General features: G+C 64.2%; 24 protein-coding genes. 17 read left to right on the top strand and 7 right to left on the bottom strand.

All coding sequences use genetic code 11. The annotated features are described in order from the left end of the window. Positions 1-5: 5 nt before the first annotated feature. Both BraRD5C2_RS35690 and thrS read right to left on the bottom strand, forming a co-directional pair. On the bottom strand, positions 6-569 hold the full coding sequence (locus BraRD5C2_RS35690; protein ID WP_223976480.1) for a nitroreductase family protein: 564 nt from the start codon (positions 567-569) through the stop codon (positions 6-8). Between the two features lie 84 nt (positions 570-653). Beyond that, complete coding sequence (thrS, locus tag BraRD5C2_RS35695; RefSeq protein WP_223976482.1) at positions 654-2,699, bottom strand: threonine--tRNA ligase; 2,046 nt, start codon at positions 2,697-2,699, stop codon at positions 654-656. Positions 2,700-2,925: 226 nt separating this feature from the next. On the opposite strand from thrS, the gene BraRD5C2_RS35700 reads away from it, so the two are divergent. After that, the gene (locus BraRD5C2_RS35700) at positions 2,926-4,215 is read left to right on the top strand and encodes a COG3904 family protein (RefSeq protein WP_223976484.1); all 1,290 of its coding nucleotides are present in this window, start codon (positions 2,926-2,928) and stop codon (positions 4,213-4,215) included. 106 nt (positions 4,216-4,321) lie between these two features. Further along, complete coding sequence (locus tag BraRD5C2_RS35705) at positions 4,322-5,458, top strand: MFS transporter (RefSeq protein WP_223976679.1); 1,137 nt, start codon at positions 4,322-4,324, stop codon at positions 5,456-5,458. 1 nt (position 5,459) lies between these two features. Here the strand turns inward: BraRD5C2_RS35705 and BraRD5C2_RS35710 are convergent, their stop codons facing one another. Then, a complete protein-coding gene (locus BraRD5C2_RS35710) occupies positions 5,460-5,786 on the bottom strand; it encodes a GrlR family regulatory protein (protein WP_223976486.1) in 327 nt (108 codons plus the stop codon). 212 nt (positions 5,787-5,998) lie between these two features. On the opposite strand from BraRD5C2_RS35710, the gene BraRD5C2_RS35715 reads away from it, so the two are divergent. From BraRD5C2_RS35715 to BraRD5C2_RS35725, 3 genes are all read left to right on the top strand, one after another. Then, entirely contained in the window at positions 5,999-7,051 is a 1,053-nt protein-coding gene (locus BraRD5C2_RS35715) for a formylglycine-generating enzyme family protein (protein ID WP_223976488.1), read from the top strand. 157 nt (positions 7,052-7,208) lie between these two features. Continuing rightward, on the top strand, positions 7,209-8,690 hold the full coding sequence (locus BraRD5C2_RS35720; RefSeq protein WP_223976490.1) for a toll/interleukin-1 receptor domain-containing protein: 1,482 nt from the start codon (positions 7,209-7,211) through the stop codon (positions 8,688-8,690). Position 8,691: 1 nt separating this feature from the next. Then, a complete protein-coding gene (locus tag BraRD5C2_RS35725; protein ID WP_223976492.1) occupies positions 8,692-12,633 on the top strand; it encodes an AAA family ATPase in 3,942 nt (1,313 codons plus the stop codon). Between the two features lie 26 nt (positions 12,634-12,659). Here BraRD5C2_RS35725 and BraRD5C2_RS35730 read toward each other — a convergent pair whose 3' ends face one another. Next, positions 12,660-13,679: a polysaccharide deacetylase family protein gene (locus BraRD5C2_RS35730; RefSeq protein WP_223976494.1), complete on the bottom strand. Its 1,020-nt coding sequence runs from the start codon at positions 13,677-13,679 to the stop codon at positions 12,660-12,662. A 176-nt stretch (positions 13,680-13,855) separates the two neighbouring features. Here BraRD5C2_RS35730 and BraRD5C2_RS35735 point away from each other — a divergent pair, with 176 nt between their 5' ends. After that, a complete protein-coding gene (locus BraRD5C2_RS35735; RefSeq protein WP_223976495.1) occupies positions 13,856-15,049 on the top strand; it encodes a hypothetical protein in 1,194 nt (397 codons plus the stop codon). An 11-nt stretch (positions 15,050-15,060) separates the two neighbouring features. Here the strand turns inward: BraRD5C2_RS35735 and BraRD5C2_RS35740 are convergent, their stop codons facing one another. Both BraRD5C2_RS35740 and yidD read right to left on the bottom strand, forming a co-directional pair. Next, on the bottom strand, positions 15,061-15,228 hold the full coding sequence (locus tag BraRD5C2_RS35740) for a hypothetical protein (RefSeq protein ID WP_223976497.1): 168 nt from the start codon (positions 15,226-15,228) through the stop codon (positions 15,061-15,063). A gap of 136 nt (positions 15,229-15,364) precedes the next feature. After that, a complete protein-coding gene (gene yidD / locus BraRD5C2_RS35745; protein WP_223976499.1) occupies positions 15,365-15,658 on the bottom strand; it encodes a membrane protein insertion efficiency factor YidD in 294 nt (97 codons plus the stop codon). Between the two features lie 303 nt (positions 15,659-15,961). On the opposite strand from yidD, the gene BraRD5C2_RS35750 reads away from it, so the two are divergent. Continuing rightward, entirely contained in the window at positions 15,962-16,879 is a 918-nt protein-coding gene (locus BraRD5C2_RS35750; RefSeq protein ID WP_223976501.1) for a COG3904 family protein, read from the top strand. A 37-nt stretch (positions 16,880-16,916) separates the two neighbouring features. On the opposite strand, the gene BraRD5C2_RS35755 is transcribed toward BraRD5C2_RS35750, so the two are convergent. Next, positions 16,917-17,363: an iron-sulfur cluster assembly scaffold protein gene (locus BraRD5C2_RS35755; RefSeq protein WP_029080129.1), complete on the bottom strand. Its 447-nt coding sequence runs from the start codon at positions 17,361-17,363 to the stop codon at positions 16,917-16,919. Between the two features lie 238 nt (positions 17,364-17,601). On the opposite strand from BraRD5C2_RS35755, the gene folE reads away from it, so the two are divergent. The 10 genes from folE (at position 17,602) to BraRD5C2_RS35805 (ending at position 26,517) form a co-directional block, all read left to right on the top strand. Further along, a complete protein-coding gene (gene folE, locus BraRD5C2_RS35760) occupies positions 17,602-18,282 on the top strand; it encodes a GTP cyclohydrolase I FolE (protein WP_223976503.1) in 681 nt (226 codons plus the stop codon). Positions 18,283-18,311: 29 nt separating this feature from the next. Further along, positions 18,312-18,740 carry a phosphoribosyl-AMP cyclohydrolase gene (hisI, locus tag BraRD5C2_RS35765; protein ID WP_223976505.1) on the top strand — a complete coding sequence of 143 codons (429 nt, stop codon included), beginning with the start codon at positions 18,312-18,314 and terminating at the stop codon, positions 18,738-18,740. Positions 18,741-18,943: 203 nt separating this feature from the next. After that, the gene (locus tag BraRD5C2_RS35770) at positions 18,944-19,555 is read left to right on the top strand and encodes a c-type cytochrome (protein WP_308444479.1); all 612 of its coding nucleotides are present in this window, start codon (positions 18,944-18,946) and stop codon (positions 19,553-19,555) included. Between the two features lie 13 nt (positions 19,556-19,568). Beyond that, positions 19,569-20,819 carry a c-type cytochrome gene (locus BraRD5C2_RS35775; protein WP_374708088.1) on the top strand — a complete coding sequence of 417 codons (1,251 nt, stop codon included), beginning with the start codon at positions 19,569-19,571 and terminating at the stop codon, positions 20,817-20,819. Between the two features lie 113 nt (positions 20,820-20,932). After that, a complete protein-coding gene (locus BraRD5C2_RS35780) occupies positions 20,933-21,112 on the top strand; it encodes a hypothetical protein (protein ID WP_223976508.1) in 180 nt (59 codons plus the stop codon). Then, positions 21,112-21,675 carry a cupredoxin domain-containing protein gene (locus BraRD5C2_RS35785; protein WP_223976510.1) on the top strand — a complete coding sequence of 188 codons (564 nt, stop codon included), beginning with the start codon at positions 21,112-21,114 and terminating at the stop codon, positions 21,673-21,675. Before BraRD5C2_RS35780 ends, BraRD5C2_RS35785 begins: the two co-directional genes overlap by 1 nt. Further along, entirely contained in the window at positions 21,665-23,290 is a 1,626-nt protein-coding gene (locus BraRD5C2_RS35790) for a b(o/a)3-type cytochrome-c oxidase subunit 1 (protein WP_223976512.1), read from the top strand. The genes BraRD5C2_RS35785 and BraRD5C2_RS35790 overlap by 11 nt, the downstream gene beginning before the upstream one ends. After that, positions 23,287-24,078, top strand: coding sequence for a c-type cytochrome (locus tag BraRD5C2_RS35795; protein ID WP_223976514.1), 792 nt, complete (start codon positions 23,287-23,289; stop codon positions 24,076-24,078). The genes BraRD5C2_RS35790 and BraRD5C2_RS35795 overlap by 4 nt, the downstream gene beginning before the upstream one ends. A 91-nt stretch (positions 24,079-24,169) precedes the next feature. Continuing rightward, positions 24,170-25,174 carry a transglycosylase SLT domain-containing protein gene (locus tag BraRD5C2_RS35800; protein WP_223976516.1) on the top strand — a complete coding sequence of 335 codons (1,005 nt, stop codon included), beginning with the start codon at positions 24,170-24,172 and terminating at the stop codon, positions 25,172-25,174. A 161-nt stretch (positions 25,175-25,335) separates the two neighbouring features. Then, the gene (locus BraRD5C2_RS35805) at positions 25,336-26,517 is read left to right on the top strand and encodes a DUF2336 domain-containing protein (RefSeq protein WP_223976518.1); all 1,182 of its coding nucleotides are present in this window, start codon (positions 25,336-25,338) and stop codon (positions 26,515-26,517) included. Positions 26,518-26,553: the final 36 nt, after the last annotated feature.

Genomic DNA, 26,553 nt, shown 5'->3' on the forward strand with positions numbered 1-26,553 from the left:
CGGTTTCAGAACCGCGTCACGATATCCGACAGCGCCGGACGCGGGCGGTCCTCGCTCGGCTTGGTGGGCGTCCCGATGTGAATGAGCCCGGCGAGCTTCTCGTCCGGTTTCAGGCCGAGACCGTCGAGCACGTCGCGGTCGAAGGCGAACCAGCCCGTCAGCCAGCAGGCGCCATAGCCGAGCGCGGTCGCCGCGGTGACGATGTTCATGGCGCTCGCGCCGGCCGACAGTTCCTGCTCCCACGGCGGCACCTTCGGGTGCGGCTTGGTGAAGGAGACCACGCCGATCACCAGCGGCGCATCGGTCAGGCGCTTCTTCTCGACCTCGATATCGGAGGCCGGCGCGCCGGGATTCTTGCGGGCAAACACCTTTGCAATCACGTCGCCGGCGCGGGCGCGGGCCTCACCCTCGAATACGATGAAGCGCCAGGGCGCCAGCTTGCCGTGGTCGGGTACGCGCGCGCCGATGGTCAGGATGGTCTCGAGCTCGGCCGCGGACGGGCCGGGGCCGGTCATCTCGCGCGGTTTCATCGAGCGGCGTGTCTTCAGGAGTTCAATGGCATCGGGCACAGAAATGTCCTTCAAGTGGAGTCGTGCCCCCAAGATGGGGGCACGACCAAGCCTGCGAAAGCCAGTTTAGACCGATTGTGAAGATCAGGCGTCCGATCGCGCCCGCTTCACGTCCGGCGGCGTGGCTTCATCGACCAGCGCGGCGATCGCCTCATCGGTCGGCATCACGGTCTGGCGCTCGCTGCCGAGGCGGCGGACCGAGACCGAATGCGTCTCGGCTTCCTTCTTGCCGACGACGAGCAGCGCCGGGATCTTGGCCAGCGAGTGCTCGCGGACCTTGTAGTTGATCTTCTCGTTGCGCAGGTCGATCTCGACGCGGAGCCCGGCGCGGCGCGCCGCCGCCGCCACCACCTTGGCGTACTCGTCGCCTTCGGAGGTGATGGTCGTGACCACGAGCTGGGTCGGCGCCAGCCAGAGCGGGAAGTTGCCGGCGTAGTGCTCGATCAGGATGCCGATGAAGCGCTCCATCGAACCGCAGATCGCACGGTGCACCATGACTGGGGCCTTCTTCGAGCCGTCGTGGTCGATGTAGAACGCGCCGAAGCGTTCCGGCAGGTTGAAGTCGACCTGGGTCGTGCCGCACTGCCAGTCGCGGCCGATGGCATCGCGCAGCACGTACTCGAACTTCGGCCCGTAGAACGCGCCTTCACCCGGGTTGATCTCGGTCCGGATCCGGTTGCTGCCCTTGGCCTTGATCTCCGACAGCACGGTCGCCATCACGCGCTCGGCGTGATCCCACATCTCGTCGGTGCCGACCCGCTTCTCCGGCCGCGTCGAGAGTTTCACCGTGAGCTCGCCGTCGAAGCCGAAATCGGCGTAGGTCGACAGGATCAGCTCGTTGATCTTGAGACACTCATCGGCGAGCTGCTGTTCGGTGCAGAACACATGGGCGTCGTCCTGGGTGAAGCCACGCACCCGCATCAGGCCGTGCATCGCGCCCGACGGCTCGTAGCGATGCACGACGCCGAACTCGGCGAGCCGCAACGGCAGGTCGCGGTAGCTCTTCAGTCCGTGCTTGAAGATCTGCACATGGCCCGGGCAGTTCATCGGCTTCAGCGCGAACCAGCGCTTGTCCTCGGCCTCGTCGCCGGCGGACTGCGCTGCGAACATGTTCTCGCGGTACCAGTCCCAGTGGCCCGAGGTCTCCCACAGCACCTTGTCGAGGATCTGCGGCGCATTGACCTCACTGTAGTCGCCGAGCAGCCGGCGCCGCATATAGGCGATCAGCTGCTGGAAGATGGTCCAGCCCTTCGGGTGCCAGAACACCACGCCGGGGCCTTCTTCCTGGAAGTGGAACAGGTCGAGCTCGCGACCGAGCTTGCGGTGGTCGCGCTTCTCGGCTTCCTCGATCTGCTTGAGGTAAGCGTCGAGGTCTTCCTGCTTGGCGAATGCGGTGCCGTAGATGCGGGTCAGCATCGGATTGTTGGAATCGCCGCGCCAATAGGCGCCGGCCACCTTCATCAGCTTGAAGGCGTTGCCGATCTTGCCGGTCGAGGTCATGTGCGGGCCGCGGCAGAGATCGAACCAGTCGCCCTGGAAATAGATCTTGATCGGCTCGTTGCCGGGAATCGCGTCGACCAGCTCGACCTTGAAGGCCTCGCCCTTGTCGCGGAACACCTGCTTGGTCTTCTCGCGATCCCAGACTTCCTTGGTGAACGGCTTGTCGCGCGCAACGATCTCGCGCATCCGCTTCTCGATGGCGGCAAAATCTTCCGGGGTGAACGGCTCATTGCGGAAGAAGTCGTAATAGAAGCCGTTCTCGATCACCGGGCCGATCGTGACCTGGGTGCCCGGCCACAGCGACTGCACGGCTTCGGCGAGCACATGCGCGGCATCGTGCCGGATCAGTTCCAGCGCGCGGGGATCGTCGCGATTGATCAACTCGATCTTGGCGTCGGCTTCGATCGGATCGTTGAGGTCGGCGAGCGTGCCGTCGAGTGCCATGGCGACGGTGCGCTTGGCGAGCGAGGGCGAAATGCCTTTGGCGATGTCGAGGCCGGTGGTCCCTCTCGGGAAATCGCGCCTCGCTCCATCAGGGAAGGTGAGGGCGATCTTGTTCACGGGTTCTGCGGGTTTGAGGTTAGAGAGGCTGTACTGGAATCCGGATTCGGATTTAGGCGTTTCTGCCATCGATGTCTCCTGTAGCTCACTCCTGCGAACGAGCGCAGGTAAGCGGAAGCAGCGGTATAGCAGGGGATTTGACGCCTGCAATCCGGCAATATCAAGAAAATGGGCCTTCGGCTGCACTGATTCGAGAGAAGCTCGCCTGCACCCGGCGGCACCAAGCGTTGCGACGCTGCCGATCATCGTTTAACGTCGAATGTCCACTTTCCCGCCATCGCGCTCCGCAAGGTTCATGTTTTCCCGTCTCCTGCTTTTCGTGGCGTTGCTTGTTATCCCGGGCATCTTGCGGGCGGAAGAAGCACCGGTCGAGAAGGTCGGGTTTGCGAAGAGGCTGACCATCTACCTCGCCAAGGGACCGGCGAATGCCTGCGGCGCCGGTTGCGATCGCTGGATCGCGATCGAAGGCGAGATCGACCGGGATGCCGCGGCGCGGATTCGCAGCTTCCTGCTTGCCGTCAAGGACCCGCAGCTTCCGATCTACCTTCATTCGCCGGGCGGAAACGTCGAGCAGTCCTATGCGATCGCGCGGTTCCTGCGTGCACACAAGGCGATTGCCCGGGTCGGCCGCACCAGCGTGGGCGCCTGTTCCGCGGGCACGCAGATCGACGCCGCCTGCCTGAAGATCAAGGCTGCGAAGGGAGAGGTCGGGGCCGATCTCACCACGCGTAACGCGATGTGCGTTTCGGCCTGCGCTTATCTGTTCCTGGGCGCGACCAACCGCGAAGTGGCGCCCGACTCGGTGCTCGCGGTGCATAACTCCAAGCTGATGTTCGTGGTCCACGGCCATCCGCCGCCGCAGGTCATCGCCGACTTCAGGCGGCGCGAGATGGTCAGTGCCGATCGCGACCGCAACCTGTTCCTCGCGGCGATGGGAATCAGCCATGAGCTCAGCGAGCTGATCCGGACCGTGAAGTTCGAGAGCCTGCATGTGCTGACGCGGCCGGAGCTCTATCGATTTGGAATCGATACGCGGCCGTTGCCGGAGACGCTGTGGGCGGTGGAGAAGGAAACCCGGCCCTATGTCCGCAAGATCGCGCAGCAGAAGAAGGGTGACGGCAGCTCGTTCCGCATGATGGAGTGGCGCCTGTTCTGCGAGAACAAGGATCGCGGGCGGCTGATGTTCGTGCGCGAGTTCGACGAGGGCGCCGCCGGCAAGAGCACGGTGGTGATGATGGCCGGCGCCACCCGGGCGATCGCGTTCGGCAGGTTGCCAGCGCGGTTCGGCAAATACGAGATCTGGAGCGACCCGGTGACCTCGGACATCGTCAAGGCGATGCTGGCGGTCCCGCATCTGCAGATCGGCGAAAGCACGCCGTCATCGGACGGCAAGTCCGATCCCAAAGCCGATCTCAAGCCTGACGTCGCGACATTCGATATCGACACGACCGGGCTGGAGCAGGGCTGGACCCAGCTATCGGCATCGTGCCCGGCAACAAGCGCCGGCCCGAAGCCGGCGAGCCCACTGCCGGCCGCTGTGTCGCCGAGCGTCAACGCGGTGCCGACCGCATCGCCGTCGCCGTGAGCGCAAGCGGCGCCATCCGATCACGTGCCATGCATTTAGATGCAGTTGCATTGACTTCGGAGTCTGCTATCACCGCGGCGTGAAACGCTTCGCTCCCACCGCATTGATGCTCGGCAATATCGTCACCGGCTGCTCGGTACTGGCGCCGGCCGGCATGCTGGCAGAGTTGTCGAACGGGCTCGGCGTCACGATCCACGCCGCGGGTCTCCTGATCACCTTCGGCGCCATCGTGCTGTGCGTCGGCTCGCCGGTGACGGCGTGGCTGACCAGCCGGTTCGAACGGCGGGCGCTGCTGACGGCGACGCTGCTGGTGCTGGCGCTGACCAACGCAGCATCGGCCTTCGCGCCGGACTACGCCAGTCTGTTGATCGTCCGCCTGGTGATGCTCGCGGTCGGTGTCCTCTACACGCCACAGGCGGCCGGCACCGCGGCGCTGATCGTGCCGGTGGAGAAACGCGGCAGCACGATCGCCTATATCTTCCTCGGCTGGTCGCTCGCCGCTGCGATCGGGCTGCCGTTGATCACCTTCATCGCAAGCCGCTACGGCTTTCGCGTGACCTATGGCGCGATCGCGCTGACCGGGCTCGTGAGCTCTTTGCTGCTGTGGTGGCGGCTGCCCCGCGGATTGCATGGCGCGCCGGTCGACTTGAGGACGTGGGCCGATCTCGGCCGCAATCCGACCGTCATCCTGCTGCTGTCGATCACGACGTTGCAGATGTCCGGCCAGTTCGTGGTGTTCACCTTCATGGGGCCGCTGCTCGGCAAGTTGACCGGCGCCAACGCGGACGCCGTCGGCATCGTGTTCGCGCTCTATGGCATCTTCGGGTTCGTCGGCATTGCGATCGCGACTCGCATCGTGGATTCCTGGGGCGCCTGGAAGACGTCGGTGCTGTTCACCGTGCTGTTGCTCGCAGGCGTTGCCGGCTGGGCCCTGAGCGCCGGTGCCTACGCCTTGATGGCCGCCTCGGTGGCGGTGTGGGGCCTCGGCTTTGCGTCGACCAATTCGATGCAGCAGGTGCGCCTGGTCGGCGCGGCGCCGACGCTCGCATCGGCGTCGGTCTCGCTCAATACCTCGGTGCTGTATATCGGCCAGGCCATCGGCTCTGCGATCGGCGGGTTGCTGTTCGCGCGCGAATGGCTCCACAGCGCGGGCTACGTCGCCACGGCCTTCGTAGCGGCGGCGCTTGCGGTCGTGGTCATGACGCGGCCGCGGCCGGCCGCGCGCGCTGCCGCCGCCGAGTGAGTCAATCGGCGATCCGTGTCAGGAACGCCTTGAAGCTCACGCCCGGCAGTTGCAGTGCCTCGCCCTCGAAATCGACCATGTCGCCGTTCGCGGTGCCCTTCAGCATCAGCGTGATCATGTCGGCCCCGAACAGCGGCCGGAAGGCAGGATCGGGATTGTGCCGCTGAGTCGAGACCTTGACGTGAATGCCGTCACCGCGGTCGGTGTAGTTGCCGACGAAGGCAAAGGCCGAGTTGCCGCCGCGCAGCTTGCCGCTGGTCGCGTAGAGCACACCGGTGCCGGTGCCGTGAACGGTATGAAATTCGAGCTTGTACAAGCCTTCCTGCAATGCCCATCTCCAAAAAATCTTTGTCTCAATGGCTGCAGCCTAAGGTGCAAGCGGAAGGCAGACAATGGCGAGCGCCGCCGATCGCCCGGTCGTCAACACCGCAATGCCTGCGGAACCGGGCGGAAGGTTCGCGCGCGATCGCCGGCCGGGCGGAGTTGGCAGGCCGGGCCACGGGTGCTGCGATGATCACGATCGCAATTTGCTACCTTTGATTGACGGGCACTGACCCCTATGCGAAACTGCTGGCGAAGATGTTTGCTCGGTCAGGGGTTACGATCGTGCATGTTGTTCTTTGCATCATATTGATTGTCTTTTTCATTACTTTTGACGGTTCGGCGGGCACCGCAAAGGCGGCCGAGACCCTGAAGGAGTGTTGGGTCTGTCCCACCATGGTCGTGCTGCCCAGTGGCAGTTTCCTGATGGGAACGAAGGAACCAGACAGCAAAACGTCGGTAGGCAGTGACGCGGCCAATCGCCAGGACAAGAACGACGAGTTGCCCGACGAACACGGCGGGGATGAGCAGCCTCAGCACAAGGTGGAGTTCAAGAGGCCGTTCGCGATCGGACAATACGCGGTCACGCGCGGCGAGTTCGGTGCCTTTGTCAATGAAACCGGCTACCACCCTGCAGAATGCGCCAGTTTCAGCAGCGAGGACGTGCACAAGATCGACGTGTCCGGCATCAACTGGCGCACCCCGGGGTTCGCACAGACTGATCGCGATCCGGCGGTATGCGTGTCCTACGGTGACGCAAAGAAATATGCCGCATGGCTGAGCACGAAGACGGGCAAGCCGTACCGGCTGCCGACCGAGGCTGAATGGGAATATGCAGCCCGGGCCGGCACCAAGGCCCCACGCTATTGGGCCGGCAAACCGGCTGACGTCTGTGGTCACGCCAATGTCCTGGACCGGAGCGCGGCAAAACAATTCAAGGGGACAGGGGATTACGACGAGGTTTTCGTCGGATGCTCGGACGGTCACATCTTTACAGCGCCGTCCGGCTCATACCCACCGAATGCGTTCGGTCTCTACGACATGCTCGGGAATGTCTGGCAGTGGGTCGAGGATTGCTACATCGGGAGCTACGATAACGCGCCGGCCGACGGCAGGGCGGTGAAGACGGACAAGCGCGATGGTGGTTGCGAGCAGCGCGTCTTGCGCGGCGGTTCGTGGGCGTCCAACACGAGCAAGGCCCGCTCGGCCTACCGTCACGCCGACCGATTGCCGAACATCTATTACGGATTCCGGGTGGCCAGGCCGCTCTGAAATTTGTCGGAGCGGACCGGCGGGCGTTGTCTCCGTCGAGAAGTCGATTTGAACCGGCGCGGCTGATCCGCGAGAGCAGTGAACGCAATGCGATGAAGGAGACGATCGTTTCCAGGAACCGAAAAATGCGGCAGCGTGCCGGCCGGCGGAGGCTGGAATGCGCAAGCTGAGGATCTTCGTGAGCTACTCTCACGCCGATGCCAGGGCGCGTCCCGGATTCAACATCAGCCGGCTCGGCCGGATCATGGAAGAGCTCAAATACGACCTCGGCTGCCACTCCGAGCGCTCGCGGTTCGAGGTCTTGCGCGATGTCGAGATGACCCATGTGTCGGACAATTTCCGGGTGGAGATCGAGAGGGCCATCACCGCCTGTGACGTCGCGATCCTGTTTATCTCGGAGGAATTCAGCCGCTCCGAGGAGTGCGAGGCCGAATTCGCCCGACTGATCGATCTGGGAAAGCCGCTGTTTCTGGTGGAAATCGAGCCGATCCTGCTCAGCGACGAGGAAGACCGCATCAAGAAACATCGAAAGGCGGTCAAGGACATCATCTTCGTCAGGTTTTGGGGCCCGGACAACAATCAGAAATCGGTCCGATACGGCTATCCGTTCCCGGACAATATCGCCACCAGGGACAAATACGACGAAGCGCTGGGGCAGGTCGTGGCAGGCCTCAAGGCGCGGGTCCTGACCCTGCCGCAGGCCGGCAATGGCCAGGAGGTCCGACCCAACGACCAGCCCGCTCAGAGCCGCGTGGCGGTGTTCGTTGCGTCCCCGGCAGCCGACGTCAAACCGGAAGCACAGCGGCTGGCGACCACGATGGAGGGCAAGAAACTCGTCGTTCGCGCATTCGATCCGGAACTGGACGTTCGCGCCGACGATACGTTCTCCAGCGCGTTTTCGCGTGCGCTCGCCCAATGCGACGCTTACGTGCAACTGCTCGGGGCCAGTCCGGGAAAACCCGTAACCGGATCTGAGCTGCGGCTGGTGCGCGCCCAGTACGACCTGGCGAGGCAGGCCGGCAAGCCCATGTTCGTCTGGCGGGCAGCCGGCTTTGACGTCGACGATCTGGAGGCGCCTTACTGCGCCTTTCTCAAGGGCATCACGGATTGCCAGATCGGCAACTTCGTCGAGTTCGAGGACTATCTGATGAAGAAGCTCGACGACCTTGCCGCGCTGCGGCGCTCCGGCGAGCGACGGGCGGCAAAATCGCAGGGAAGGAACACGGCGCTGCCATTTGTCGTGATCGACGCGGCGCGGCCCGACAGCGAGCTCGCGCAGAAGATCGCGGACGCTCTGGCGGACCACGTCAATGTCGATCATCTCGACTACGATCTGACCGGACAGATGCTGACGAACGCGGTCGCCGACAACAATGCCCTGATCTTCGCCTACGGCAAGAGCGCCGAGGGACAGAAGCGGACGCAGGCGCATTTCAGGCTCATTCGGCGTCCGACCGGAGAGCTCAACGTCAGCCAGCTCGAACTTGCGGTGGGAAATGGCGCTCCGCCGACCGCGCTGCCGTTTCCGCGCGGTCCGAACGTCCATGTGATCACGGTGACCGACGAAGTCGACCCGGCCGAGATTTCGAACTTCCTGGCGAAGCTCGGCGTCGTCGTCGAAAAGCGCGAGGCGCGATAACGTGGAACCGGGCGACACCAGCAGTCTCGAGCCTTATCCGGGATTGCGGCCGTTCCGGAAGGACGAGAGCGATATCTTCTTCGGTCGCGACGATCACATCAGCGAAATGATCGTCAAGCTTTCGAAAAGCCATTTCCTTTGCATCACGGGGTCCTCCGGTTGTGGCAAGTCGTCGTTGGCGCGCACCGGGCTGATGAACCATCTGGAGGCCGGCTTCCTGCCCGGACAGGGATCGGACTGGATCTTCTGCGACCTGCATCCCGGCGACCACCCGGTCGACAATCTGTTTCGCGGCATCGCCGACGCGATCGTCAGCGAAGTGCAGAAGGATGCCGAGAGCAGGGCGGAGGAACGCTCGGCGCAGATCCGGGAGTTTCTCAAGGACTATGTCATCACCCAGCGTCGCACCAGCGACCTGAACACGGTGCTGGACCTCGTGGCCGGGATCGGGACCCGGCCGATCATGATCCTGGTCGATCAGTTCGAGGAGCTGTTCCGCTATGCGCAATCGGACTCCGAAGCGGCGGTCAACCTGGTGGAGATATTGCTGAAGACCGCCGCGGCAAACGGCAAGATCTACATCGTCGTCACCATCCGCACGGACGAGCTGGAGAAGTGTTCGCGCTATCCCGGACTGGCGCACCTGATCAACGACAGCCAGTTTCTTACGCCGGTGCTCGACCGCTACCAGATTCAGCAGGCGATCGAAGGCCCGATCACGCTGTGGGGCGGGCAGATCCTGCCGGACCTCTCCACCTGGCTGCTGAATTGCCTGGAGGATGAACTCGACAAGCTTCCGCTGATGCAGCACGCGTTGCGGTTGCTCTACGCAGCGAAGACGTCGGCTGACGGCCGCAAGGACGTCACCATCGGACTTGCGGACTTCACCCGCGTCTTCGGGCTTCCCGAGAAGCTCGACCTGACCTCGGGGGAGGGACGGCTCGCGTTGCGGCAGACATTATCGGATCGGCTGACGCAGCGTTACGCCAAGCTGCCGAGCCACCTGAAGCCGGCGGCAAGGCTGACGTTCTGTGCCCTGACGGCGGTCGACAGCCGGAATCGCGATATCCGCCAGCCGCAAAAGCTTGGCACGCTCGCAAAGATCATCGGTGCGTCGGAGGAGGATACCCGCGCCGTCGTTCGTGCGTTCGTCACCCGCGAGGAAGCCTATCTTCGCTATGATCCTCATCTGGCCAGGGACGACACGGTCGACGTCACGCATGAGTGCATCCTGCGTCTGTGGCAGCCATTGCAGGCGGAATGGATGGCTGACGAGAAGCGATCCGGCGAGAACATCGTTTCGCTCGCCCGTCTGGCGCGGGACTGGAAGGGCGGGTCGGAGAAACGATCGATCTTCGACCGGCTGTTCGCCGGTATAGCCCTGAAATGGGTCGCTCGCGACCAGTACCAGTCGTGGTTCGACAAGGCCCGCCCGAGTTCGGATTGGGCGGCGCGCTATCTCTCCAACGTTGATTGGCCGGCTCAACCCGATAGCGGCGCGCGGAGGGCGACGGCCGATGCGATCTTCAGGTCCATCGTCGCGCTGCTGGACGCCTCAAGACGGCAGCAGTGGTTGTTCGTGGTGGCCTCGATCGTCCTTGCCGTTGGCCTGATCGCAACCGTTTCGATGGTGTCGATCTATTTTGCGAATTCGAAGGCCCTCCAGGCGCGGCGGCTGGATGATTTGATAACCATCTCCGGTCTCCACGCCGAACAGACCCGCGTATCCCAGGTGGAATCGGCGCTGGAGGCGATGAATGAAGGGCTGGCCAATTTCGGGGCGGTATGGGCCAAATTGCAGCAAGTGAATGAACTCTATCGCTTCAATGCCAAGGAGGAGATTCACGCCGCCGATTTCGCATCCAACGGCAAATCGGTGCTGGCGATCGACAAGGCGGGGATACTGCACCAATGGGCCATCGCCACGGCGCGCAACGTGGTGCGGGAGGTCGATTTCGGTCTGCGGGACCCGAACGGCGACCGCGCGGAAGGTCGCTCGCTCATCGTTTCGCCTGTCGGGGATGTCGCGGCGATCGGCTTCAACCAGGGCTCGGTAATCCTGCTGGACATGACGCGCCCCGAGAGCCGGTTCAAGGCGCTCCAGATCGATGGCGCCAACCCGCATGGCAGCGACAGCGTCTTCAAGGTCGCTTTCTCCATCGACGGCGCGTTGCTGGTGACGTCCTCGCGTGCGGGAAACATCGCGATCTGGGAGCGATCCTTGCCGGAGCCGTCCGGCGGCGCGCGCCGCGATCCGCTGCAATGGACATTGAAGGCCAACGTCAATCTGAGGAAAAGCCGGCCGCGCGCGGATATCTGGGCGGTCGATATCGATCGTGCCAAACAGATGATCGCGGTCGGGCTCCGCGACGGAGCCATTTGCCTCTTGCGCCTCGACGACCTGAGCCGGCCGTTTTGTCCGGATGTGCGCAGTGAGGGCGCCGTGAAGGCGGTCAGGTTCCTGCCGGACAGGCCGATGCTGGTATCTGCGGGCAACGATGCCAAGGTCTCGATATGGGAGATCGACGGATCGGCGCGGATCGCCAAGCCCTTGCCCTTTACGCTTGAGCACAACAACGCGATCTGGGACATCGATCTGAGCCGTGACGGCAGTCTGCTCGCGACTGCAGACTTCGACGGCTCCGTCCGGGTCTATCAGACCGGCTCCTGGCGCCTGCTCAGCACGGTCGCGGCGGACACCGTGGTATCGAGTCGCCGGCATCAGCCGGGAGATACGGTCGACAACGCACTCGCACTTCGCACGGTTCGGTTCGATCCCACGTCCACCATGCTCGTGACGTCGTCGCTCGACCACACCGCGCGGGTGTGGACGCCACTCACCGATCGAGCCGGTTTTCGTGAGCTAAGCTACCGGCTGCCTCCCGCGGAGAACAAACGTTTTCGCAGCATCTATTCGGTGGCCGTCAGTTCGACCGGCGACGAGGTCGCGTTCAGCGACCAGGCCGCGGTCTACATACAGTCCGTCGGGCAGATGCCGAAGGCGCTTCCGCTGGCGACCGGAAAGCCAGCTCCGGGATCGCCCTCGGGAAGCAATCAGCCGCAACGAACCTTCGGCCAGGTCCTGATGCGGACGCCAAACGAAATCGTCGCGAGCAATGTGGAGCCGATGCTCACGATCTGGACAAGGCCGGACAACGGCGAATGGGCGGTGCGGACGGTCGCATTGCCGGGCGACACGGTTCCGTCGGGGCGGGGCGCGACGATCGGTGCGACCGGCGCTCTGCTGGCGGTCGAAGTCAGGGACGGGGACACCGCGAGCATCCTGCTATGTCCGTTGCGCGGAGGCGAACAATGGAGCTGTTCGCCGTCCGACAACTCGCAGGTCACGGTGCTTCCGCTCAGCGCAAAGCTGCCGTCCAGCGCGAGCGATCAGGATTGCGCTTCCCGCGATTCGGAGATTCACACGGCGCTCTCCAGGAGCGAGCGATTGCTCGCCGTCAGCGTCGGCAAATGCCCGATCCAGATCTTCAATCTTCGCAATCAGAATCAATCTCGCTCCTACAGCGGCCATCATGGCGACGTGAACACGCTTGATTTCTCCCCGGACGAGGCGTCACTGCTGGCCTCCTCGCAAGCCGCAGACGTCAGGATCTGGGACATTGCGAGCGGGGCCTCAAAGAACATTAACTACCACGTGTCGCCGTTTGTCACTGCGGCGCGATACTCGCCGTCGGGCGCGTGGATCGCCAGCACCTCAAACGACAATTCGGTCATCGTGAGCTCGGCTGAAACCGGAAAGCGGCTGGTAATCCTGCCTTACCGCAACAGCCTGTTCGACCTCTCGATCGTCAAGACCGGACGCGGGACCTTGATGGTCACCGGGTCCGAGGCCGGCGATGTCAATGTCGGAAGGTTCTTCGAGGATGGAACTGGCGTCGGCGCATATGCGCAGTCGGTGCTGCGCGATGTTTCGCCGCAATAGCTCGCTCGTCTTCTGCCGCTGAAGGCTCAATGCGCCTCGATCTGGCGCGCCAGCTCGTCATATTGGTCGGTGTCGCCGACACTCTGGTCATAGCAGGACGAGCTGATCACCGGTTCGCCCGCCTTGAGCAACTCCGTCACGGTGACGAAGTCGTAACCTTGCTTCCTCAGGCTTGAAATGATGTCCGGAAGCGCATCGTCGGTGTACCAGCCCCGTCCGTTCGCATGAAACAGCACGATCGAACCCGGGTGCACGTTATCCAGCACTCTCTTCGCCATGGCATCCGGGCGCTCTCTCCAGTCGGGATCGTCTGAGGACACATCCCACTGGATCGGCACCAGGCCCTGCTGGCTGACGGTTGCAAGGGCTCCGGAATCGCAGGCCCCGTAGGGGAAGCGGAACAGGCGCATCGATTTCGGAGCGGTCTGATCGGTCATCGCTTCGCGCCCGGGAACGGCGCATTTGCGCTCTTCAAGCTCTCGACGCAGTTCGTCGTAGGCCTGATCGGCCTTCCTGATCTCGTCCGCCGCAGCCGGGCCGGACAGCAGGCGCAGATTGCGGTGCTCCCAGGTATGATTGCCGATCTCGAAGCGGGCATCCGCGATCAGTTGCTGGGCACGAACCTTGTGCGTCATCATCCATTTGCCGCCCATGAAGAAGGTCGCCTTGACCGAATGTGCGCGCAGGATGTCGACGATCTTGCCCTGATAGCCTGCGACCTCATTGGGGCCCTCGCACAGGTCGAAGGTCAGTGCGATCAGCCTTTTGCCGGGTGGCAGGCGGACGCTGCGAACGGTGCCGGGCGTGCGCGGTCCGGCCGCCGTGGCGTCCACCGTGGCAGACTGGGGAAGCGGAGGCTCGAGCTTCTCCTTCACGATGTTGTCCTCGCCGTCCCGGGCGGCCAGCTCCGTGGCGGCCCAGCACGCCTGCGGAGAGCGTGTCGAGACCTCACCGTCTTCGGCGCGCAATGTTGGCGAGGCGACCAGAATGCAGGACGTCACCAGGCAAATCGCGATCAAGCTCTTCGTGCACATGGCGTCGCGCATTCGAAAACGATGTCCGGGCAATGAAGGTCTTGCGTGCAGCCGAGGCCGGCCGCGAGCAGAAACAGACGAATTCGTGATGGCTCGATCTGGATTTTAGAGCAACCTGCGGTATAAGCCAACACCAAATCACTCGTTGCCAGCGTGCGCTCCGGAGACCGGGCTGCAATGGAGACGAAATGAAAATATCGTTGTCCGTTGCGATGCTGGCACTGGCGCTTGTGCTAATTGCGCCGGCTGCGCGCGCCGCCGACGTCACGGCGGATGACACCGCGCGCTTTCTCGCCGGACTACGGCCGTCGGCCGGTTCGCCGCTGCTGCCGATGACGACGGATCCTGCCTGGCAGCGCCACGCCCAGTTCTTTGACGCTGCGTTCGCCGAGCTCGAGCAGCAGCAATTGTCGAAGGTTCGCGACTGGTCCGCTGCCAACCTCGCCGCGCCCAAGTCGACCATGTTCTACATGTTCGCAGGCCCGGACTTCCTCTATGCCAATGCATTCCATTTCAGGGCGACGACCTATGTGCTCAGTGGGCTGGAACCGACCGGCGGGGTGTCCGATCTGACCGCGCTGCAGCCCGAGGCGGTCGCGGTCGCGCTTGACAATATCGAGCGTTCACTGTGGTCCCTACTGAATTTCTCTTTCTTCAACACCAGGCAGATGAAGGCTGATCTCGATGTCAGCGAGGTCAACGGGACGTTGCCGATCCTCTATGTGTTTCTCGCGCGATCCGGCATGACGATCCGCGACGTCAAGCCGGTGACGCTCGATGGCAACGGAGCGCTCTACGTCGGTGTGGACGTGTTGGCGCGGAGCAATGCGCGCGGCACTCGCATCGTATTTGCCGGCGCCGACGGCGTCGAGAAGATGCTGTATTATTTCTCGACCGATCTCTCCAATTCCGGCCTGAAGACCAGCGGCTTCCTGAAGTTCTGCGCAACGCTCGCGCCCGGTGACAGCCTGATCAAGAGTGCATCCTATCTCATGCACCTCCGCGATTTCTCGGCGGTGCGCAACTTCATCCTCGCCAACAGTGCCACCATCGTCCAGGACGATTCCGGGATCCCGCTGGCGCAATACGACCCGCGGAAATGGCGCTTCTTTCCGTTCGGTCGCTATCTTGGTCCGATCGAAAGGCTATTTCCCGGTCTCTATCAGCCGTCTTATGCCGAGCTGTTTGCGCGCGCCCGGCCGATCGATTTCGGCATCGGCTACCGCTGGCGGCCGAATGAATCGAACGTGCTGTTGTCGGTGAGATTGCCCAGCGAACGTACCGCGGCGGCAGAGGCGGGGCCCTCGTCCGCGACGCAGCCGGAGAGGACGCGCCCGCGCAAGCCTCGCGCGCCGTCACCGCCCAGCGGCTCTTGGCGTTAGAGTGTGGTCCGTCACCACTTCACGCTCTGGCTGGGCACGATGAATGCCGTCGTGCTCGGCTTGTTCGGACTGTGGGTGAAGTAACCGCAGGCGGCAACGATCACGACGAGCAGCGCAAGCACGGCCAGTAGATCGATCTGCCGGGGATCGTGACCGTTGTGGCTGAGTTTCCAGCGCATTGTTGTTTCCTCCCCGAGGGGATCCCATGCGGGCAACGAAACAATACGCCAGGTATCGCCACAGTTCCGCCGGAACAGCTATGCGCGCCGCGCTTGGAAGCGCCGCAGCAATTGATCAGGCGTCGTTGACGCCGCGTCAACCCTCGTTGACGCCGCGCCAGCGACCGTAGCGCCAGGGCAGATACCAGTGTGCCCCAAGCGGCCTCGTCTGCGGGACATTGTCGATGCCGGAGGTTCCCCAAGGCTGGCAGCGCAGCAATCTTGCCAACGTCATCCACCCGCCGGCCCAGAGTCCGAAGCGCTCGATCGCCTCATCGCCGTAGACCGAGCAGGTCGGCAGATGCCGGCAGTTATAGCCGACCAGCGGCGACAGCGTGTGCCGGTAGATCCAGATCAAGGCGCGGCCGAAATTGCGCGGCATGCGGCGCATGGTGCTGGCACATTCCGTGCATCGCCGATGGTGTGTCGTTGAATGATCGGTCGGTGACATACGCAAGTATGTACGTAATCTTGCGGGGGTTCCAAGCGAAGGAACTGTTCAATTGCAGATATTTACGCCACAGTTGGCCACTATTGCACAGCACCGGTGGCGCTGCAGCACGGGCTCTATGGACGGTCCAGGTCAGCAAAGCTACCGTTCCCATTACGCGCCGATGACAGATTCGTGGCGCATTGCCATGGGGCCATTGCCACCGCTCGCATCACCACCGAGGGCTTGGGGGAAGGAACCAAATTGAGGCTCGTGAACTCGCTTTCGTTGCGCAGTTGGGTGCTCACCGGCGCCGTTGCCCTTTGCTTCGCGGTTTCCGGCACCGCCGCATGGGCGGGTAACTCCACGCAGACCAGCTCGACCCTCGAAGAACGCAAGCTGCCGATGAAGTTCAGCTGGATCGCCTGCCAGCCGAATTGCCGCGGCTGGGTGTCGGCGGTCGGCATCATCACGGCCGACAGCCCCAAGGAATTCGACGAGTTCGCGCGCAGCCGCCAGCTCAACGGCGCCACCATCGTGCTCGACTCCAGCGGCGGCTCGGTCAACGACGCGATCGCGCTCGGCCGCCGCTTCCGCGGCCTCGGCGCGCTGACCACGGTCGGCACCAGCGTCGTCAATCAGGCCGCGCAGGGCGATCGCGCCAGCGTGCTGCCGGATGCCTATTGCGAGTCGATGTGCGTGTTCCTGCTGTTGTCGGGCAAGACGCGCTATGTGCCACCGGCCGCGCATGTCCGGGTGCATCAGATCTGGATGGGCGACCGCGCCGATGATGCCAAGGCGGCGAGCTACACCGCGCAGGACCTGATGATCGTCGAGCGCGATATCGGCCGTCTTGCCAAATACACTTTCGATATGGGTGGCGCAGGTGAGCTGCTGTCGCTCGCACTCAGCGTGCCGCCGTGGGAAGATTTGCACGAATTGTCGGCGGCCGAATTGCGGCTGACCAATCTCGTCACCACGGATGCAGTCGCCGACGTGCTGCCGCGGCAGGACAACGCAATTCCAGTCGCCGAGGCGAAGCCGAAGAACGGCGATCGCTTCGCGAGCAGCGCGATGGAAGGTGAGGCGCTGCCGCAGGCGGCGAAGGCGACCAAGACTGCTGAGGCCGTGGTGCCGACCGGCGGCACCGCGGCGCCGGCGCCGGTCCAGCCTTCGCAGTAGTCTAGGTTGGCAGTAAGGTTCAGGCTGGCGGTGGGGCTTACGCCGGCTGCTTTGCCTTGGCCTCGATCTGGCCGATCGCATCGACCACGGCGTCGAAGGTCAGTAGCGTCGAGGCATGGCGGGCCTTGTAGTCGCGCACCGGCTCGAGCAGCGCGATGTCGGCCCATTTGCCGCCCTGCGGAGGCTGGCCATTTTCCTTCAGCATCTTGCGGACGGTCTCGCGCAATTCGCGCAGTTCGTCGGCGGTCGACCCCACCACATGGCTCGCCATGATCGAGGAGGAAGCCTGGCCGAGCGCGCAGGCCTTCACGTCATGGGCGAAGTCCGTCACGACCGGGCCGTCCATCTTGAGGTCGACTTTCACGGTCGAACCGCACAATTTCGAGTGGGCCGTGGCACTGGCGTCCGGCTCGGCCAGCCGTCCGAGGCGCGGAATATTGCCGGCCAACTCAATGATCCGCTTGTTATAAATGTCGTTCAGCATGGGGGCAGATGCCTGGTTCCGGCGGTGCCGGGCGCTCTTGGCGGCTGGGTCTCACCGTCCTATATATGAAGGGCATCGTCCGAAACATAGCCCGGCTATGCTTCCACCGCGGGCCACTTGCGCGGCGGCGGTGCTACAAAGATGGGACTCAGGCGCCCGGCGGTTCGACGACCGCCCCGTCTGCCCGGTGACACATCCGGCCCAACGGCAAATGCCTGGCCGGTCGAACGGAGAAGACATGGACGCCTTGATCAAACCGATTCGCCCCAACAAGCCGGCCGATGCGAAGGCCAGCGAGCTCGACCCCGCAGAATTCCTGGCGGCGGCCGTCCGTGCCGACCAGCCGCGCCCGTCGCGGGCGGAGGCCGAGGACGCCGTCAAGACGCTGCTCGCCTATATCGGCGAGAACACCGGCCGCGAGGGCCTGCTCGACACGCCGCGCCGCGTCGTCGAGGCCTATGACGAGCTCTATCAGGGCTATCATCAGTGCCCGGCCGAAGTCCTGAACCGCACCTTCGGCGAGACCGCCGGCTACGACGATTTCGTCCTGGTCCGCGATATCGAATTCACGTCGCAGTGCGAGCATCACATGATGCCGTTCTACGGCAAGGCGCATATCGCCTACACGCCGGTGGAGCGCGTCGTGGGCCTCTCCAAGCTGGCGCGGCTGACCGATATCTTCGCCCGCCGGCTACAGACCCAGGAGCATCTTACCGCGCAGGTCGCGGCCGCGATCGACGAGGTGCTGAAGCCCCGTGGCGTTGCCGTGCTGATCGAGGCGGAGCATACCTGCATGTCGGTGCGCGGCGTCGCCAAGCATGGCGCCTCGACCTTCACCAGCCGCTTCACCGGCATGTTCCGCGACAATCCGGCGGAGCAGCAGCGCTTCCTGTCCCTGGTGCGAGGACCGAGCCGGTAACCTCGCATTTTCTTTAAGCGAGGGTTTCCGTGTCCGCATCGACCCACGATCACGACCGCGAAGAAGGGCTGGCCTTCCAGCCCAAATTCGATGCGGCAGGTCTTGTGACCTGCGTCGCGACCGATGCCGCGACCGGCGACGTGCTGATGGTCGCGCATATGAACGACGAAGCCCTGCGCAAGACGATCGCGACCGGCGAAGGCTGGTACTTCAGCCGCTCGCGCAATGCGCTGTGGCGCAAGGGCGAGAGCTCGGGCCAGACCCAGCGCGTGATCGAGATCCGGATGGATTGCGATCAGGACGCGGTGTGGATCAAGGTCGAACAGATCGGCGCTGCCTGCCACACCGGGCGGCGTTCCTGCTTCTATCGCGCGGTGAAGGACGAGGGCGGCAATGTCAGCCTGTCCTTTGTCGACGCCGGGCGGCTGTTCGATCCGGCACAGGTCTATCGCAAATAGATCATTGATCTGAATCAAGTACAACGCGCCGCAGTCGTGTATTTCGTGGCCTCCTGTTACGCCATGCGCAAGCCGTTGCGCATCGTCGTCACTGGGGGTGAACTGTGGCGCATCGCCTGATACCGCTTCTTGGGTTTCTTGCCTGGGCTGTGTGGCCGATCGGCGCGGCGCAATCGCAAACGGCCGAGCGTGCGCCCGATACGATGGCCGCGCGCGTCCTCGCCTGCGCGCCTTGTCACGGCGCCGAAGGCGAGGGCACCAGCGACGTCTATTTTCCGCGCCTTGCCGGCAAGCCGGCCGGCTACCTCTACAACCAGCTGATCGCGTTCAGGGATGGCCGGCGGAAATATCCGCCGATGAACTACCTGCTGGAATTTCAGACCGACGACTACCTGAAGAAGATCGCCGAGTATTTCGCGTCGCTCCGGCCGGCATTTCCGCCGCCGGTCCCGCCGGTCGACAGCAAGGAGATCCTGGCGCGCGGCGAAGCGATCGTGAAGAACGGCGATCCGCAGCACGGCATTCCGCCCTGTTCGGCCTGTCATGGTCCGGCACTGGGCGGCATGGAGCCCGGCATTCCCGGCCTGCTTGGCCTGCGCGCGGCCTATATCAGCGGACAACTCGGCGGCTGGCGCTACGGCACGCGGACCGCGCTCGCCCCCGATTGCATGCAGGTCGTCGCGGGCCTGCTGACGGAGGACGACGTGAAGGCCGTGGCTGCCTATTTGTCGTCGCGTCCGGCGCCGGCTGATCCGTCCTTCGCGCCGCGAGGCAGCCTGCCGATGCCGCTGGAATGCGGCAGCGAACCGCACTGAAGGGATGGTGCAGATGTCGCGAATCTCGACAGGACTGCTGGTCGGATTGATGCTCGCATTCGCGCCCGTGGCGGCACGCGCGCAGCAGAAGGCGGCCGATCCGGCCGTCATCGCCAAGGGCGAGTATCTTGCGCGCGCCGGCGATTGCATCGCCTGCCACACGGCGCGCGAAGGCAAGACCTTCGCCGGCGGCCTTCCGATGAAGACGCCGTTCGGCACGCTCTACACGTCGAACATCACCCCCGACCCGCAGACCGGGATCGGCACGTGGACGTCGGATCAGTTCTACCGGATGATGCACAATGGCCGCTTCCCCGACGGCGGCCTTGTCTATCCGGCGATGCCGTTCGCCTCCTACACCCAGGTGACGCGCGAGGACAGCGATGCGATCTACGCCTATTTGCGCACCGTGTCGCCGGTCAGGCAGCTCAACAAGCCGCACGAGCTGACCTTCCCGTTCAACAACCGCTCGCTGATCCTCGGCTGGCGCACGCTGTTCTTCAGGGAAGGCGAGTTCAAGCCGGATCCGGGCAAGTCCGCCGAGTGGAACCGGGGCGCCTATCTGGTCGAAGGGCTCGGCCATTGCGGCATGTGCCATACCCCGATCAACGCGCTCGGCGGCAGCTCGCAATCGCAGGCCTTCGAGGGCGGCCTGATCCCGATGCAGAACTGGTACGCGCCCTCCTTGACCTCCAACAAGGAGACGGGCCTCGGCGATTGGACGATCGAGGAGATCGTCGACTATCTGCGCAAGGGCGTCTCCGCCAAGGGCGCCGTGTATGGGCCGATGGCCGAGGTCGTCTACAATAGCCTGCAATATCTCAACGACGACGATGTGCGCGCGATGGCGGTCTATCTGAAGGGCCTTGCGCAGCGCGGGTCGCCTGAGAAGCCGTCGACGCCGCTGCCGTCGGCCGAGAGCAGCCTGCTGCTCTCCTTCGGCAAGCCGATCTATGACCGCGAATGCGCGAGCTGCCATGGCGCGACCGGGCAGGGCATGCCGCCGGACTATCCGCCACTCGCCGGCAACCAGTCGATCCAGATGGTTTCCGCCGTCAACCCCATCCGCATGGTGCTCAATGGCGGCTATCCGCCGGGCACATCAGGCAATCCGATGCCCCACGGCATGCCGCCATTCGCGCAGAAGCTGTCGGACGACGAGGTCGCGGCTGTCGTGACCTACATTCGAACGGCGTGGGGCAACCGCGGCGAGCCGGTGTCGGCGCGGCAGGCCAACGAATTGCGTGCGGCAACGCTGAACTAAAGCATGATCCGGAAAAGTGCGAAGCGGTTTTCCGAAGAGATCATGCTCAAACAAGGAGCCAGGGCGTGATGACGATTCAACCTGATCCCATCGCGCTCTAGGGGAACGCGGTCATGATCAACTCATCTTCGCCGCAACCGCCCACCTCCGTCTCGGAAGACGAGGCCGTCGAGACCATCGTTCGCGCGGGGCCGAGCGGCGCGGTCGCGGTCGCAGGCGTTGCGACGGCCATCGTGGTCGGCTTGTGGTTTGCGTTCTATCTGCTCGTCTTCCTGCCGCGGAGCGCTCCCTGATGGCGACCGAGACGGACCATAGCCTCGGCGAAGCGGTTGCCGCACGGATCGAGCGGCGCTGGGCGACGCTGTCGATCGTGATTGTCGGCCTACTGGTCGGCATGGCGGCCTATATCGGCATTCATCAGGCGACGATGCCGCAGGGCCGGGTCGAAACCGCCGATCCCAAGACGTTGCATCTGTCCGGCGAATTCATCGAGAGCAATCTCGGCAGCGAAATGGAGGCCGACGGCTCGGTCACCGTGCGCGCCATCGGCCAGCAATATTCCTTCACGCCGCAATGCGTCGTGGTGCCGGCGGAGACCCCGATCACGTTCCGCGCCACCAGCGCCGATGTCGTCCACGGATTCCTGATCGAGGGCACCAACGTCAACACGATGCTGGTGCCGGGCTATGTCACGGCGCTGCCGGTGCGCTTCAAGGCACCGGGCGATCACGTGATGCCATGCCAGGAATTCTGCGGCATCGGCCACCAGGGCATGTGGGGCAAGGTCAAGGTGATCGACAAGGCCGCGTTCCGCGACCTGGCGGCGGCGAAGCGGAGGCTGACCTGTGTTGACTAACAGACGGCTGATAGCGGCGCATTTCTGGCTCGCCTTCATCGTGTTCGGCGTCGCGCTGGTGCTCGGCGCCTGGCAGATGTTCGTGCGCAGCCCGTTGAATGCCTGGCATTTCAACCCGGAGTTCTACTATCGCTCGGTCACCGCGCACGGCTCGGCGATGGGCTACGTATTCCCGACGCTGATCGCGATGGGCTTCGGCTACGCGATCACCGAAGCCTCGCTGGAGAAGGCGCTGATTGGACGGCGTTGGGCCTGGGCCGGCTTCTTCCTGGTCGCCGTCGGCGCCGTTGTCGCGATGATCCCGGTGTCGCTCGGGCTCGCCTCGGTGCTCTACACCTTCTATCCGCCGATGGTCGGCAATCCCTTCTATTACATCGGCGTCGTCATGGTCGTGGTCGGCTCATGGATCTGGGTCACGTTGATGGTGACCAATTTCACGATCTGGAAGCGCGAGAACCCGGGCAAGCCGGTGCCGCTCGCCATGTACGCCAATGTCGCGGGCTCGTTGCTCTGGGGCTGGACCGCGGTCGGTGCGGCGCTGGAAATTCTGTTCCAGATCCTGCCTGTGGCGCTCGGACTCAAGTCGAAGATCGATGCGGGGCTGGCGCGCGTCTTCTTCTCGTGGACCCTGCACGCCATTGTCTATTTCTGGCTGATCCCGACCTACATCGCCTACTACACGATCTTCCCGCGCGCGATCGGCGGCCGGCTCTTTAGCGACGCGATGGCGCGGATTTCGTTCATCCTGTTCGTCGTGGTGGCGATGCCGATCGGCGTGCACCATCTGTTTGCCGACCCGCAGGTCGGCGCGGGATTCAAGTTCATGCACTCGGTGTTCACCGGCCTCGTCGCGCTGCCGACATTGCTCACGGTGTTCACGATTTGCGCGTCGGCGGAGATCGCCAGCCGCCTGCGCGGTGGCCGCGGCGCATTCGGCTGGATCGGTGCGCTGCCATGGTCCAATCCGATCATGCTGGCGACGGCACTGTCGCTGGTCATGCTCGGCTTCGGCGGCGCCGGCGGGCTGATCAACATGAGCTATCAGCTCGATGCCGCCGTGCACAACACGCAGTGGATCACCGGCCATTTTCACCTGATCTTCGGTGGCGCCATCGTGATCATGTATTTTGCCATCGCCTATGATCTGTGGCCGCATCTGACCGGCCGGGCGCTGGACAGTTTCGGCCTGATGCGCACGCAGCTCTGGCTGTGGTTCATCGGCATGATCGTGACCACCTTCCCATGGCACTATGTCGGTATTCTCGGCATGCCGCGCCGCATGGCATTTTATGACTACGCTAACCCGGCGATCTCGCCGCAGGCCTTCTCGGTTGCGATGTCGGCGATCGGTGGGTTCATCCTGCTGCTGTCGGGGCTGCTGTTCCTGCTGGTGCTGATCCGCGGCCAATTCGGCGTGCGGGGCGAGGCGGGTGCTTACCGTTTCGCGGTGCCGCTGCACATGCCGGCGCGGATTCCGGTCGCGCTCAACTCGTTCGGTCTCTGGCTCGCATTGATGGTCGGTCTCACCGTGGTGAACTATGGCTTCCCGATTGCGCAGCTGATGGCGCTGAAGGAGACCAGCGTGCCTGCGGTCTATGTCGGAGCAGGCCGATGAGTGATCAGCCGCTGTTCTCCCCGCGCAATCCTTGGTTCGGCATCAGCGTCGGCGTCACGGCCGCCATTGCCGTGCTGTCGGCCATCGCCGGCCTGATCTGGTTGCCGCTGGCGCAACCCAACCTCAAGCTTGCAGGCGTCTGGGACGCGATCTGCAGCGCAGCCGGCGTGCCGCGTGCCGCCGTGCAGGAGGCCGGCGTCAAGCCGGATTTCAAGACCTCCAATGTCGTCATGACGTCGGAGATGCTGACCAAGGTCGATCAGGTCTCGATCGGGCGGGGCGCGACGCTGGCGCAGCGTTGCGCGATTTGCCACGGCCCGCAGGGCGTCAGCGACGCCCATTCACCGAACCTCGCCGGGCAGTTTGCCGCGGTGACGTATAAGGAGCTCAACGACTTCAAGACCGGCGCGCGGGTCAGCGTGGTGATGGGCCCGTTCGCGGCAGCGATGAGCGATCAGGACATGAAGGATGTTGCGGCCTATTACGCCTATCTGCCGCGGGTGCCTTCGGACAATCTGGATACCGGGCGTGCCGCGCCGGCGGTCGTGGTGACGGGCGCCCCGATGCGCAACATCCCGCCTTGCGGCTCCTGCCACGGGGATATCGACAACAAGGCGGGAAGCCCCTGGCTCGGCGGCCAGTCGGCGGTCTACATCAAGGCGCAGCTCGAGGCCTTTGCATCCGGGGCCCGCCGCAACGACATCAGCCAGCAGATGCGCAACATCGCCCGACGGATGACGCCCGAGGAGATCGACCAGGTTGCGCACTACTACGAGGCCCAGCCCTGAGCCGGAAGTCTTAACGTGCCGTTAACCATAATTACGGCAAGTTGAATGGACATGGGTGCCGATTGCCGGCGCCCGGCAAGGCACCCGATAGATGGCGGTCGACCTCTTCAATGCGACGGCTTCGGCAGGTGTCGATGCTTCGCGCCTGAAGGTCGCCGGTTCGATCAAGCAGGCGGCCGCGACCACCGGCACCAGCTTCGAATATCTGCTCACGACCGCGAAGATGGAGTCCAATTTCAATCCGCGGGCCGGCGCCACGACCTCGTCGGCGCATGGGCTTTATCAATTCATCGACCAGACCTGGCTCGGCACCGTCAAGGAGGCCGGAAGCCAGCTCGGCTACGGCCAGTATGCCGACGCCATCACCAAGAATTCCGACGGCAGCTATTCGGTCAGCGATCCCTCCGCGCGGAGCGCGGTCATGAAGCTGCGCGACGATCCCGATGCGGCATCCTCGATGGCGGCGGTGCTGACGCAATCCAACAGCTTCAAGCTCACCGGCACGCTCGGCCGTCGTCCGACCGATGCCGAGCTCTATATGGCGCATTTCATGGGCGTCGGCGGCGCCGGCAAATTGATTTCGAGCGCCGAGGACAGTCCGAGCGCCAATGCGGCTGCGATGTTTCCGAAGGCTGCGGCCGCCAACCAGTCGATCTTCTACGACAAATCGGGCAGCGCGCGCAGCGTCAGCCAGGTCTATTCGGTGTTGACCACACGCTACGCCGCGGCTGCGAATTCAAGCGACACGCGCACGGCGTTTGCAGCGGCCGGCGGCGGCACCATGAGCCCCAATGCGATCGCAAGCGCTGCGCCGACACAGGCGCTGACCATGGACACCGCGTCCTATCTTTCGACCTTCCCGAATGTCCGCGCGACCTCATCGGCCGGTGCGACCTCGGCCGTCGCATCGGCACAGCCGTCGCCGGCCTTTCGCTCGCTCTACCAGGGCGGCGGCCGTGCGGAGCCGATCTCGCCCGCGGTGCAGGAGCTGTGGGGCAATTCCGGCTCGCTGACCACATCGGCGACGCCAAAGGTCCGCGCGCCCGGGCGGCTTGATCTGTTCAGCGACCCGAACGGTACCTACAGCAGCGGCTAGCGCCCGCCTTGCTGCATGCGCGAAACCCGCCGTGGTCGTATTAACGAAACGTCAATAATCCCAAACGTTTATGGTGAACCCTTTGTTAAGCGTCATGGTTTATTTTTCCTTGTAGTGGCGTCGTATGTCGATGCCGTCTCGTTGCGTAAGCCGGCAGGACCATGATCGTTCGGCAGTTCATTAGTTGGATTAGGACCGCTCCAGCAGGCGAGCGGGCAGAGGCGACACGGGCGTTGGCCCGGGCCTGGCTCATTTCGGATCTCAGCGAGGACGACCGCATCGCGGCCGAGGGCGCGCTGCTGATGCTACTCGACGACCCGTCGCCGCTGGTGCGACAGGCGATGGCCGAGGTGTTCGCATACAGCGCGGAGGCGCCGGCTACGATCGTGCAGGCGCTGTCGGCCGACCAGCCGGCGATCGCGCTGCCGGTGCTGGAGCATTCACCGCTGCTGATCGATGCCGACCTGGTCGACATCGTCGCGACCGGCTCGGACGAGATGCAGTGCGCGATCGCGCGCCGCGCCAACCTGCCGGCCTCGGTCGCTGCGGCGATCGCCGAGGTCGGTTCGGCGGCGGCCGCGCTCGAGCTGATCGAGAATCCCTATGCCGGGCTTGCGCCATTCTCCTGGGACCGCATCGTCGAGCGCCACGGCCATCTTGCCGCCATCCGGGAATCGATGCTGCAGCTGGAAGATTTGCCGTCCGCGACGCGGCTGGCGCTGGTCGCAAAGCTCTCCGACACGCTGGCGCAGTTCGTCGTGGCGCGAAACTGGCTCGGTGCCGACCGTGCCGACCGCATCGCCGGCGAAGCGAAGGAGCGCTCCACGGTGAACATCGCCGCGCGTGCCTTCGGCGACGACATGCAGAACCTGATCACGCATCTGCGCGCCACCGGCCAGCTCACTGCAGGGTTGATCCTGCGCGCGCTGCTGTCGGGCAATCTCGATTTGTTTGGCGCCGCGCTCGCCGAACTTTCCGGACTGCCGTATGGCCGGGTTTCCGCGCTGTTGAACGACCGCGGCGGCAACGGCCTGCAGGCGCTGCTGCGGCGCGCCGGCCTGCCGGAATCCACCTACGCGGCGTTCCGCGTCGCGCTCGAGGCCAGCCACGAGGTCGGCTATGTCGACAGCGGCGACGGTGCGGCGCGGCTGCATCGCCGCATGGTCGAGCGCGTGCTGACCCATTGCGAGACCGACCATTCGGCCGCCGAGCCGCTGCTGATCCTGCTGCGCCGCTTTGCGACCGAATCCGCGCGCGAGGATGCGCGCATGTTCTGCGAGGAGCTCGCCGCCGAAGACGCGGTCGCGGTGCTGCCTTACGACGACGATCTGATCGCGGCCTGACGGCCGCGTTTCCCGTGATTGACGAGGATGGAAGCC

It is taken from the genome of Bradyrhizobium sp. RD5-C2 (genome assembly GCF_019972155.1).
In the GTDB taxonomy this organism is placed as follows: Bacteria; Pseudomonadota; Alphaproteobacteria; order Rhizobiales; family Xanthobacteraceae; genus Bradyrhizobium.

Excerpts from the sequence above, each read along its gene's own strand:
- BraRD5C2_RS35795 (WP_223976514.1), top strand. The coding sequence starts at position 23,287 with ATGAGTGATCAGCCGCTGTTCTCCCCGCGCAATCCTTGGTTCGGCATC.
- thrS (WP_223976482.1), bottom strand. The coding sequence starts at position 2,699 with ATGGCAGAAACGCCTAAATCCGAATCCGGATTCCAGTACAGCCTCTCT.
- yidD (WP_223976499.1), bottom strand. The coding sequence starts at position 15,658 with ATGCGCCGCATGCCGCGCAATTTCGGCCGCGCCTTGATCTGGATCTAC.
- BraRD5C2_RS35775 (WP_374708088.1), top strand. The coding sequence starts at position 19,569 with ATGTCGCGAATCTCGACAGGACTGCTGGTCGGATTGATGCTCGCATTC.
- BraRD5C2_RS35700 (WP_223976484.1), top strand. The coding sequence starts at position 2,926 with ATGTTTTCCCGTCTCCTGCTTTTCGTGGCGTTGCTTGTTATCCCGGGC.
- BraRD5C2_RS35780 (WP_223976508.1), top strand. The coding sequence starts at position 20,933 with ATGATCAACTCATCTTCGCCGCAACCGCCCACCTCCGTCTCGGAAGAC.
- folE (WP_223976503.1), top strand. The coding sequence starts at position 17,602 with ATGGACGCCTTGATCAAACCGATTCGCCCCAACAAGCCGGCCGATGCG.
- BraRD5C2_RS35705 (WP_223976679.1), top strand. The coding sequence starts at position 4,322 with ATGCTCGGCAATATCGTCACCGGCTGCTCGGTACTGGCGCCGGCCGGC.
- BraRD5C2_RS35720 (WP_223976490.1), top strand. The coding sequence starts at position 7,209 with ATGCGCAAGCTGAGGATCTTCGTGAGCTACTCTCACGCCGATGCCAGG.
- BraRD5C2_RS35740 (WP_223976497.1), bottom strand. The coding sequence starts at position 15,228 with ATGCGCTGGAAACTCAGCCACAACGGTCACGATCCCCGGCAGATCGAT.
- BraRD5C2_RS35785 (WP_223976510.1), top strand. The coding sequence starts at position 21,112 with ATGGCGACCGAGACGGACCATAGCCTCGGCGAAGCGGTTGCCGCACGG.
- BraRD5C2_RS35805 (WP_223976518.1), top strand. The coding sequence starts at position 25,336 with ATGATCGTTCGGCAGTTCATTAGTTGGATTAGGACCGCTCCAGCAGGC.
- BraRD5C2_RS35770 (WP_308444479.1), top strand. The coding sequence starts at position 18,944 with ATGGCCGCGCGCGTCCTCGCCTGCGCGCCTTGTCACGGCGCCGAAGGC.
- BraRD5C2_RS35735 (WP_223976495.1), top strand. The coding sequence starts at position 13,856 with ATGAAAATATCGTTGTCCGTTGCGATGCTGGCACTGGCGCTTGTGCTA.
- BraRD5C2_RS35800 (WP_223976516.1), top strand. The coding sequence starts at position 24,170 with ATGGCGGTCGACCTCTTCAATGCGACGGCTTCGGCAGGTGTCGATGCT.
- BraRD5C2_RS35755 (WP_029080129.1), bottom strand. The coding sequence starts at position 17,363 with ATGCTGAACGACATTTATAACAAGCGGATCATTGAGTTGGCCGGCAAT.
- BraRD5C2_RS35730 (WP_223976494.1), bottom strand. The coding sequence starts at position 13,679 with ATGCGCGACGCCATGTGCACGAAGAGCTTGATCGCGATTTGCCTGGTG.